A 9,936-nucleotide genomic window follows, 5' to 3' on the forward strand; every position below is an offset into this window, starting at 1 on the left:
TTGCTGAATGCTCATCTCTGAACCGGATCGTCCCGTGCTCGTGGTCGTCGCCCATCCCGACGACGAGACCCTGGGGGCGGGGGCGACGATCCATCGGCTGACACGAGCCGGCGTCCCCGTGACGACCGCGATCCTCGTCGGTGACGCATCCGAACGACACCGTCACCCTGGACAGGGCGATCTGCGTGCCGACACGCTGGCCGCCGCTGCCGTCCTCGGCAGCGAACCGCCGATCTTCGGGGGGTTCCCGAACATCGCGACGAACACGGTGCCGCACCTCGACATGGTCCGCTTCGTCGAGCAGGCGATCGAGAGCACGGGCGCGAGAACCGTGATCACGACCCACCCCGGAGACATCAACGTCGACCACCGGATGGTGTCGGAGGCTGCTCAGGCGGCCGCCCGACGCAACCAGCGCCGGCCCGAGAACGGTTGCGCCATCGACGTCGCCTTCATGGAGGTCCTGTCCTCCACCGAATGGGCCTATCCGGGTGCCGCGTCCGCGTTCGCACCGAACACGTGGGTCGAGGTCGGTCCCCGCGACGTCCGGGCCAAGCTCGACGCCCTCGAGTGCTACCGGGACGTCATGCGGCCCTTCCCGCACCCTCGCTCGTCCGAGACCCTGCGCGCCGCCCTGGCCGTCGCGGGGTCGGCGGCGGGGGTCCCCGCGGCCGAACGCTTCCAGTCGGTCTTCACGCTCGAGTCCTTGGGGCAGCGCGACCCTCGCGAGACCATCGAATTCGACCGGACGTCCTCCCGTGGCTGAGGCGGGACCGCGACCGCGCATCGGCTTCGTCACGTGCGTCCAGGTGGGGCGCAGCGTCCTCGAGGCCCTGCTCGAGATGGGCGCGACCGTCGACGTGCTCGTCACCCTGCCGAGCCACCGGGCCGCCACGAAGGCGGGGCGCGTCCAGGTCGACGACATCGCCCGCCGGCACGGCATCGACCTCGTCACCGTGCCGCACGTCGACGACGCGGCCGAGGCCTTGCGGGCCGCCGACCTCGACTGGCTCTTCGTCATCGGTTGGTCTCAGATCGCCGGTCCCGAGGTGCTGCGTGCCGCGCGTCACGGCGCCGTGGGCATGCACCCGACCCTGCTGCCCGTCGGGCGAGGCAACGCGGCCGTGCCCTGGGCGATCGTCAAGGGGCTGCCCGAGACGGGCGTGACGGCCTTCGTGCTCGAACCCGGCGTCGACACCGGGCCGGTGCTCGGTGCCGAGGCCATCGAGGTCGACGCGCGCGAGACGGCGACGACGCTCTACGCCAAGGTCGACGACGCCCACGTCCGACTGATCCGCGCGCTCTGGCCCGCGATGCGGGACGGCACGGTGGTCGCCCGCCCGCAGGACGAGTCGCGGGCGACGACCTGGGCGCGGCGGACGCCCGCCGACGGGCTCTTCGACCCCGCCCTCGACACCGTCGAGCACGTCGACCGCCTGGTCCGGGCGACCACGCGTCCCTATCCCGGCGCCTTCTATCTCGCTGCCGGGGGAGAACCGGTCACGGTGTGGCGGGGTGAACCCGGGCGTCGCCCCGACGGAGTCGTCCTGCGCTGCGCCGACGGCGACTACACGGTGCTCGAGGCCGAGTCCCGGCGGTGACCGCCGCTCTCGTAGCATGGGGGGCGTGACGATCGACGACCCGGCCCTCACGCGCCTCCGTCTCGGGGTCGCGTACGACGGCACCGGCTTCTCGGGCTGGAGCGAGCAGCCCGGCCGTCGCACGGTGCAGGGCGAGATCGAGGCCGCGCTGCAGACGCTCTTCCGCCGGCTGGGGGACGTGCCGACCGTGACCGTCGCCGGTCGCACCGACGCCGGCGTGCACGCCCGCGGGCAGGTGGTGCACCTCGACCTCACTGACGCCCAGATCGCCCAGCTGCAGAAGCCGCATCGCGGCATGCGCGACCAGACCCCGCTCGACGCCCCGACCGTGCTGGCCAGGCGGTTGAACGGGCTCGCGGGCGCGTCCGACGAGATCATGATCTCGGGTGCGCGAGTCGCGCCTCCTGGTTTCCACGCCCGCTTCGGGGCGCTCTGGCGGCGGTACGAGTACCGCATCGCCGACCGTGGTGCCGAGCGCGACCCGACGAGGCGCAGCCACACCCTCTGGTACGACCAACGCCTCGACCTCGAGCTGATGAACGCGACGGCGTCCGGGCTGCTCGGCCTGCACGACTGGGCCGCCTACTGCCGCCACCGCGACTACGCGACCACCATCCGCGAGCTGCAGGAGTTCTCGTGGCGGCGCGAGGCCGACGGCGTGCTCGTCGCCTCGGTGCAGGCCGACGCGTTCTGCCACAACCTCGTGCGCAACCTCGTGGGTGCCTGCGTGGCCGTCGGCGAGGGAGCGATGGAGGCGCATCGTGCGGTGGGCGTCCGGCGCGAGGCCCAGCGCAACGGCGAGTTCCGCGTCGTGCCCGCCCACGGGCTCACGATGGTCGAGGTCGGCTACCCGCCCGACGACGAGATGGCAGCCCGGGTGGCCCTGACGCAGGTGAAGCGGTCGCACGACCAGCTGGGGGAGTGACGCCCGCGCGTGAGGCGGGCGACGGGCGGCGGTTGACCGTCCCGCTCGTGTCGGGTAACGTGAACTCTTGGTGTCTGCGCAACTGCGCGCTTTCGCCCGAAGTTGAGCCCTCCACCTGACTCGTTCTCATCGTCTCTGCGGTGACAACGGCAACGGAGCGGGATTCACGAACCTCTCACCTCGACCAGAAAGCAGCACTACTGTGACGCGCACTTTCTCCCCCAAGCCGGCTGACGTTCAGCCGAACTGGCTGATCATCGACGCCAACGACGTCGTGCTCGGCCGCCTCGCGAGCCACGTGGCAGCCCTGCTGCGCGGCAAGCACAAGCCGACCTTCGCCCCCCACATGGACATGGGCGACTTCGTCATCGTCATCAACGCCGACAAGGTGGCCCTCACCGGCTCCAAGCTGGCCGAGAAGCTCTACTACCGTCACTCGGGCTACCCGGGCGGCATCACGGCCACCACGTACTCCGAGATGGTCGAGAAGCACCCCACCCGTGCGGTCGAGAAGGCCATCCGTGGCATGCTGCCGAAGAACTCGCTGGGCCGTGCCCAGATCAAGAAGCTGAAGGTGTACGCGGGTGCCGAGCACCCCCACGCTGCTCAGCAGCCCACGGTTTACACCCTCGACCAGGTCGCCCAGTAGCGTCCGCCTTCAGACTTAAGGACCCCCACACAGTGGCTCAGATCGCAGATTCCATCGACCAGGCTCCCGAGAGCTTCACCACCGAGAGCTCGGCCCCCGAGGCCGCCGCGACGCCCCGCCCCGTGCTGAGCGTCGGCGGTTCCGCCGTCGGTCGTCGCAAAGAGGCCATCGCTCGTGCGCGCCTCACGCCCGGCTCCGGCACGATCGTCGTGAACGGTCGCACCCTCGAGGACTACTTCCCCAACAAGCTGCACCAGCAGCTGATCAACGACCCGTTCAAGGTCCTCGACCTGCTCGGCTCGTACGACGTGGCCGTCAAGGTCACCGGTGGCGGCCCCTCGGGCCAGGCCGGTGCCCTCCGTCTCGCCATCGCCCGTGCGCTGAACGAGATCGACCGCGAGAACAACCGCGCCACGCTGAAGAAGGCCGGCTTCCTCACCCGTGACGCCCGCGTCATCGAGCGCAAGAAGGCCGGTCTCAAGAAGGCCCGCAAGGCCTCGCAGTTCTCGAAGCGCTAACCAGCACCACACAAGGCAGGTCTCGCGATGTCGCGTTTGTTCGGTACCGACGGTGTCAGAGGCCTCGCCAACCGTGAACTGACCGCCGCGCTCGCCCTGGGGCTCTCCCAGGCGAGCGCGGTGGTGCTCACGAAGGGGCATCACGCCGATGCCCGTCGCGCCGAGGGGCGACGACCCGTCGCCGTCGTCGCGCGCGACCCCCGCATCTCCGGTGAGTTCCTCACCGCGGCCGTCTGTGCCGGGCTCGCCAGCTCGGGTGTCGACGTGCTCGACGCCGGAGTCATCCCGACCCCCGCCGCGGCCTTCCTCGTCGACGACATCGGCGCCGACTTCGGCGTGATGATCAGCGCCTCGCACAACGCCGCGCCCGACAACGGCATCAAGTTCTTCGCCTTCGGCGGCACGAAGCTGCCCGACGAGGTCGAAGACCGCATCGAGGCCGCCATGGCCGATCCGCAGTTGATGCCGATCGGTGGCGACGTCGGCCGCATCCGTCGGTTCGCCGACGCCGAGGACCGCTACGTGCTGCACCTGCTCGGCGCCCTGCCGAACCGGCTCGACGGCATCCACGTCGTCCTCGACTGCGCCCACGGCGCCGCCTCGGCCGTCTCGCCCGAGGTGTTCACCGACGCCGGCGCGAGGGTCACCCTGATCGGGGCCGATCCCGACGGCGTCAACATCAACGACGGCGTGGGGTCGACCCATCTCGACAACCTCGCGAAGGCCGTCCTCGAGCACGGGGCCGACGTCGGCATCGCGCACGACGGCGACGCCGACCGCTGCCTGGCCGTCGACGCCACCGGCGCCGTGGTCGACGGCGACCAGATCATGGCCATCATCGCCCTGGCGCAGAAAGAACGTGGCGCCCTCGTCGACGACACGCTCGTCGCGACGGTGATGAGCAACCTCGGCCTCATCCGCGCCATGGCCGAGCACGGCATCACGGTCCGCCAGACCAAGGTCGGCGACCGCTACGTGCTCGAGGACATGAACGAGCACGGCTTCACCCTCGGCGGCGAGCAGTCCGGTCACATCGTCTTCGCCGACTACGCCACCACCGGCGACGGCATCCTCACCGGCCTCTCGCTCGTGGCCCGCATGGCCGCGACCGGCAAGAGCCTGGCCGAGCTCGCCTCGGTCATGACGGTCTTCCCGCAGATCATGATCAACGTGCGCGACGTCGACCGTTCGCGAGCCGCGTCCGACGAGGGCGTGGCCGGGGCCGTCCGCCGGTTCGAGGACGAACTCGGCGACACCGGCCGCGTGCTGCTCCGTCCCTCGGGCACCGAGCCCGTCGTGCGCGTGATGGTCGAGGCCGCCGACCAGGCGACCGCCGACCGCGTGGCCCACGCGCTGGCCGACGTCGTCCGCGAGCGACTCGCCCTCTGAGCCGCGCGGCGGACGGGGTGCGACGTCCCGGTGACGGGACCCGCGCCTCCTGACCGGGCACCGCCCCTGACCGGGACGCGCCGCCGTCGCGGTGGGTCAGATCTTGCGCAACAGGACCGAGCTGACCTTGTGGTCGGCGGCCTTCCGCAGGACGAGCGTCGCCCGTGACCGGGTCGGCAGCACGTTCTCGATCAGGTTCGGTTCGTTGACCGACTTCCAGATGCCCGAGGCGAACGAGCGGGCCTCGGGCTCGCTCATGTCGGCGAAGCGGTGGAAGAACGAGCGCTCCTGCGTGAAGGCGCTCTTCTGCAGGGCGAGGAACCGGTCGACGAACCAGTTCTCGATGTCGCCGGTGCGGGCGTCGACGTAGACCGTGAAGTCGAACAGGTCGCTCAGGGCGAGCCGACCGGCGACGGCGGGCTGCAGCACGTTCAGCCCCTCGACGATCAGGATGTCGGGCCGGCGCACGACGACCTCGGCGCTCGGCATGATGTCGTAGCTGGTGTGCGAGTAGAACGGGGCCCGCACCTCTTCGGCGCCGCTCTTGACCTGTGAGACGAAGCGCAGCAGGTGGCGGCGGTCGTACGACTCGGGAAACCCCTTGCGGCTCATGATGCCGCGGCGCTCGAGCTCGGCGTTCGGGTAGAGGAACCCGTCGGTGGTTACCAGCTCGACGCGGGGCGTGTCGTCCCAGCGGCTGAGCAACTCACGCAGGAGGCGCGCGACGGTGGACTTGCCGACGGCCACCGACCCGGCGACGCCGATCACGAACGGCGTGCGCTGGGCCCGTTCGCCGAGGAAGTCGCTCGTCGCCCGGTGCAGGTTGCGGGCACCGGCGGCGTAGAGGTTGAGGAGGCGGCTGAGCGGGACGTACACGTCCTGCACCTCGCGCATGTCGAGGCGGTCGCCGAGGCCGCGCAGCTGCACGATCTCGGTCTCGGTCAGCGGCAGGCGCGTCGTCGGGGCCAGGTCGGCCCATGCGTCGCGCCCGATCTCGACGAAGGGGCTCACGTGCACGGCGGAGGGCGCGGTCGTCGGGTTGGCTTCGGCCATGCGCACGAGGCTACCGGTCCGGGGTCGGCGCGAGTCGGCACGGCCCGCCGGGCTCTCGGACGGGAACCTCTAGAATCGACCGCATGTGTGGAATCGTGGGATACGTCGGAACGGGCGACAAGAGCATCGAGGTGCTGCTGGGCGGCCTCAAACGTCTCGAGTACCGCGGGTACGACTCGGCGGGGGTCGCCGTGATCGACGCCGCGGGCGACCTCGGCACCCGCAAGAAGGCCGGCAAGCTGCAGATGCTCGTCGACGACCTCGAGGCGACGCCGCTGACCGACGGCACGACCGGCATCGGTCACACCCGGTGGGCGACCCACGGCGGCCCCACCGACGCGAACGCGCACCCCCACCTCGCCGACGACGGCAAGCTCGCACTCATCCACAACGGCATCATCGAGAACTTCTCCGAGCTCAAGGCCGAGCTGCTCGCCGAGGGCGTCGAGTTCCTCAGCGAGACCGACTCCGAGGTCGCCGCGCACCTGGTCGCCCGGGCCTACCGCGCCTCCGGCGACCTCACCGAGGCCCTTCGCACGGTCGTCAACACCCTCGACGGCGCCTTCACGCTGCTCGTCGTGCACGCCGACCAGCCGGGCGTCGTCGTCGGTGCACGCCGCAACTCGCCCCTGGTCATCGGCCTGGGCGACGGCGAGAACTTCCTCGGCAGCGACGTCGCCGCCTTCGTCGCGCACACCCGTCGGGCCATGTCGATCGGTCAAGACCAGCTGGTGACGATCCGTCCCGACTCGGTCGAGGTCGTCGACTTCACCGGCGCGCCGGTCGAGACGACCGAGTTCGAGGTCGACTGGGACGCCTCGGCCGCCGAGAAGGGCGGCTGGTCCAGCTTCATGGCGAAAGAGATCAGCGAGGAGCCCGAGGCCGTCGCGAAGACGCTGCTCGGCCGCATCACCGCCGACGGCGCCGTGACCCTGTCCGAGCTCGACGGCGTGCGCGAGCGCCTGCTGACCGTCGACCGCGTCATCGTCATCGCCTGCGGCACCGCCGCCTACGCCGGCATCCTCGGCAAGTACGCCATCGAGCAGTGGGCCCGCGTGCCCGTCGAGGTCGAGCTGGCCCACGAGTTCCGGTACCGCGACCCGGTGCTCGACGAGAAGACCCTCGTGGTGTCGATCAGCCAGTCGGGCGAGACGATGGACACCCTGATGGCCGTCAAGTACGCCCGCGAGCAGGGTGCCCAGGTGCTCTCGATCTGCAACACCCAGGGCTCGACGATCCCGCGCGAGTCCGACGCCGTGCTCTACACGCACGCCGGCCCCGAGGTCGCGGTCGCGTCGACCAAGGCGTTCGTCGCCCAGGGCACCGCGCTCTTCCTGCTGGGCCTGCACCTCGCGACCCTGCGGGGCACGCTGAGCACCGAGGCCATCGCCGAGCAGGTCGCCGACCTGCACGAGATCCCCGGCAAGATCGAGCAGGTGCTCGAGTCGTCCGAGCGGATCAAGACCCTCGCCGGCTGGATGGCCGACACCCGATCGGTCCTGTTCCTCGGTCGCCACGTGGGCTACCCCATCGCCCTCGAGGGTGCGCTCAAGCTGAAAGAGCTTGCCTACATCCACGCCGAGGGCTTCGCCGCCGGCGAGCTCAAGCACGGCCCGATCGCGCTGATCGAGCCCGGTCAGATCGTCTTCGTCATCGTCCCGAGCCCGCGTGACCCGCGATCGCTGCACCCCAAGGTCGTCTCGAACATCCAAGAGATCCGTGCGCGCGGCGCCCGGGTCATCGCGATCGCCGAAGAGGGCGACGCCGCCGTGCTGCCCTTCGCCGACGAGGTGCTGCACATCCCGCTGGCGGCCCCGCTCTTCGAGCCCCTGTTGTCGGTCGTGCCGCTGCACGTCTTCGGCATGGAGCTCGCCGCGGCCAAGGGCCTCGACGTCGACCAGCCTCGCAACCTGGCCAAGTCGGTCACCGTCGAGTAGCGGGTCGTGCAGCCGGGGCAGGGCGTCAGGCGGGTGAGGACGTGATCGTGGGCATCGGCGTCGACGTCGTCGACCTCGAACGCTTCGACCGCTCCATCGAGCGCACCCCGGCACTCGCGACGCGCCTGTTCCGGGCGGACGAGCTCGTCCTCCGTGACGGCAGTCCCCGCGGGCGTCACTCGCTGGCGGCCCGCTTCGCCGCCAAGGAGGCGCTGATCAAGTCCCTGGGCGGCTCCACCGGGGTGCGCTGGCACGACGTCGTGGTCGTCTCCGACGACCAAGGAGCCCCCTCGCTCGTGCTCAGCGGAGGAGCACGGTCGCTGGCGGACTCTCGGGGCGTCGTGCGCCTCCACCTGTCGCTCAGCCACGACGGCGGGGTGGCGGTCGCCTACGTGGTCGCCGAAGGCGCGGGCCACGTCCCCGCCGACCACGACGACGCACACCACGAAGGGGCAGACCGATGACCCACGACGTCACCGTCACCGTCGACACGGCCGCGCTGCGACACAACGTCGAGGTGCTGCGGGCGGCTGTCGCACCGGCGGCAGTCATGGCCGTGGTCAAGGCCAACGCCTACGGCCACGGTGCCGTCGAGTGCGCCCGGGCCTTCGTCGAGGCCGGCGTCGACTGGCTCGGCGTGGCCGACCTGACCGAGGCCGTGGCCCTGCGACGAGCCGGTGTCGAGGCGCCCGTGCTCGCCTGGCTGCACGCTCCCGGCGAGGACTTCGTCGAGGCCGCCGCGCTCGGCATCACCCCGGCGGTGTCGAGCGTCGACCAGCTCGAGGCGGCCGTGGCGGCCGGCGTCCGGGCGGTCCACCTGGCGATCGACACGGGTCTGAGCCGCAACGGGGCCGTCGAGTCCGAATGGCCCGAGCTGTTCGACCGTGCGGCCGGCCACGCCGCCGTCGTGCCGGTCGAGGGCCTCATGACCCACGTGTCGAACGCCTCGTCCGAGGAGGACGGCCTGCAGACGGCCCGCTTCGCCCGGGCCGCCGCGATGCTCGACGAGCGGGGCGTGCGGCCGCCCCTGCTGCACGTCGCCGCCTCGGCGGCGGCGCTCGACTACGTCGGCTCGAGGGCCACGATGGTGCGCTTCGGCCTCGCGAGCTACGGGCTCAGCCCCTACCCCGATCGCACGTCCGCCGAGCTCGGCCTGCGTCCGGCCATGACCGTCACGGCGCCGGTGACCACCGTCAAGCGCATCCCGGCGGGCGAGGGCGTGTCGTACGGCTACCTCTTCCGCCCCGAGCGCGACACGTCGATCGCGATCGTGCCGGCCGGGTACGCGGACGGAATCGACCGGGCCGCGAGCGAGCGCGCCTCCGTGACGATCGGCCAGCGCACGTACCGGGTCCGCGGGCGCATCGCCATGAACGCCCTCGTGATCGACGTGGGCGACGACCCCGTCGAGATCGGTGACGAGGTCGTGCTGTTCGGCGACCCGGCGCTGGGCCGGCAGTCCGCCGCCGACTGGGCCGACGCCATGGGCGGCATCACCTACGAGGTCGTCGCGTGCCTGGCCGCCGGCCTCACCCGGAGGTACACCGCATGAGCGCCGCGACGTCACTGCGCCGGGCCACGGTCGACCTGGCCGCGTACCGGGCGAACCTCGAGTCGTTGATCGCCCGTCTCGACCCGGTCGAGATCCTGGCCATCGTCAAGGCCGACGCCTACTCGCACGGGGCCGACGTGCTCGTGCCCGAGGCCGTGGCGGCGGGCATCCGCTGGTTCGGCACGGTCGAGCTCGAGCCGGCCCTGAGGATGCGACGTCTGGGCATCGGCGGCGACGCCTCGTTCTTCGCCTGGCAGCTCAGCCCGTCCGACGACCTCGAGGCGGCCGTCGACCTGCAGGTCGACCTGGGGG

The 9,936-nt window shown here is 71.2% G+C and carries 11 protein-coding genes; 10 read left to right on the forward strand and 1 reads right to left on the reverse strand.

The annotated features are described in order from the left end of the window. Positions 1-7: 7 nt before the first annotated feature. The 6 genes from ASE87_RS11305 (at position 8) to glmM (ending at position 5,082) form a co-directional block, all read left to right on the forward strand. Positions 8-766 (forward strand): PIG-L deacetylase family protein, encoded by a 759-nt coding sequence (locus tag ASE87_RS11305; RefSeq protein ID WP_082452567.1) that lies wholly within the window; start codon positions 8-10, stop codon positions 764-766. Further along, positions 759-1,601, forward strand: coding sequence for a formyltransferase family protein (locus ASE87_RS11310; protein WP_052505100.1), 843 nt, complete (start codon positions 759-761; stop codon positions 1,599-1,601). The genes ASE87_RS11305 and ASE87_RS11310 overlap by 8 nt, the downstream gene beginning before the upstream one ends. 16 nt (positions 1,602-1,617) lie before the next feature. Next, positions 1,618-2,526 (forward strand): tRNA pseudouridine(38-40) synthase TruA, encoded by a 909-nt coding sequence (locus ASE87_RS11315; RefSeq protein WP_056228543.1) that lies wholly within the window; start codon positions 1,618-1,620, stop codon positions 2,524-2,526. Positions 2,527-2,728: 202 nt separating this feature from the next. Beyond that, positions 2,729-3,175 (forward strand): 50S ribosomal protein L13, encoded by a 447-nt coding sequence (gene rplM, locus ASE87_RS11320; protein WP_043593314.1) that lies wholly within the window; start codon positions 2,729-2,731, stop codon positions 3,173-3,175. Between the two features lie 32 nt (positions 3,176-3,207). After that, positions 3,208-3,693, forward strand: a complete 486-nt coding sequence (gene rpsI, locus ASE87_RS11325) for a 30S ribosomal protein S9 (protein ID WP_082059799.1) — start codon at positions 3,208-3,210, stop codon at positions 3,691-3,693. 27 nt (positions 3,694-3,720) lie between these two features. After that, positions 3,721-5,082: a phosphoglucosamine mutase gene (gene glmM, locus ASE87_RS11330; protein WP_056228546.1), complete on the forward strand. Its 1,362-nt coding sequence runs from the start codon at positions 3,721-3,723 to the stop codon at positions 5,080-5,082. A gap of 96 nt (positions 5,083-5,178) precedes the next feature. Here the strand turns inward: glmM and coaA are convergent, their stop codons facing one another. Beyond that, positions 5,179-6,135 carry a type I pantothenate kinase gene (gene coaA, locus ASE87_RS11335; RefSeq protein ID WP_056228548.1) on the reverse strand — a complete coding sequence of 319 codons (957 nt, stop codon included), beginning with the start codon at positions 6,133-6,135 and terminating at the stop codon, positions 5,179-5,181. Positions 6,136-6,218: 83 nt separating this feature from the next. On the opposite strand from coaA, the gene glmS reads away from it, so the two are divergent. The 4 genes from glmS to ASE87_RS15835 all read left to right on the forward strand — a co-directional run. After that, entirely contained in the window at positions 6,219-8,072 is a 1,854-nt protein-coding gene (glmS, locus tag ASE87_RS11340; RefSeq protein ID WP_056228551.1) for a glutamine--fructose-6-phosphate transaminase (isomerizing), read from the forward strand. Between the two features lie 41 nt (positions 8,073-8,113). Beyond that, positions 8,114-8,536 (forward strand): holo-ACP synthase, encoded by a 423-nt coding sequence (locus ASE87_RS11345; protein ID WP_056228552.1) that lies wholly within the window; start codon positions 8,114-8,116, stop codon positions 8,534-8,536. Then, positions 8,533-9,624: an alanine racemase gene (gene alr, locus ASE87_RS11350; protein ID WP_043593305.1), complete on the forward strand. Its 1,092-nt coding sequence runs from the start codon at positions 8,533-8,535 to the stop codon at positions 9,622-9,624. The genes ASE87_RS11345 and alr overlap by 4 nt, the downstream gene beginning before the upstream one ends. After that, positions 9,621-9,936 (forward strand): alanine racemase (locus ASE87_RS15835; RefSeq protein WP_200925469.1); only part of this gene is annotated, 316 nt, incomplete at its 3' end. The genes alr and ASE87_RS15835, both read left to right, overlap by 4 nt.

The organism is Frigoribacterium sp. Leaf44 (genome assembly GCF_001421865.1).
GTDB lineage: Bacteria > Actinomycetota > Actinomycetes > Actinomycetales > Microbacteriaceae > Frigoribacterium.

Excerpts from the sequence above, each read along its gene's own strand:
- ASE87_RS11305 (WP_082452567.1), top strand. The coding sequence starts at position 8 with ATGCTCATCTCTGAACCGGATCGTCCCGTGCTCGTGGTCGTCGCCCAT.
- ASE87_RS11315 (WP_056228543.1), top strand. The coding sequence starts at position 1,618 with ATGGGGGGCGTGACGATCGACGACCCGGCCCTCACGCGCCTCCGTCTC.
- glmM (WP_056228546.1), top strand. The coding sequence starts at position 3,721 with ATGTCGCGTTTGTTCGGTACCGACGGTGTCAGAGGCCTCGCCAACCGT.
- coaA (WP_056228548.1), bottom strand. The coding sequence starts at position 6,135 with ATGGCCGAAGCCAACCCGACGACCGCGCCCTCCGCCGTGCACGTGAGC.
- glmS (WP_056228551.1), top strand. The coding sequence starts at position 6,219 with ATGTGTGGAATCGTGGGATACGTCGGAACGGGCGACAAGAGCATCGAG.
- alr (WP_043593305.1), top strand. The coding sequence starts at position 8,533 with ATGACCCACGACGTCACCGTCACCGTCGACACGGCCGCGCTGCGACAC.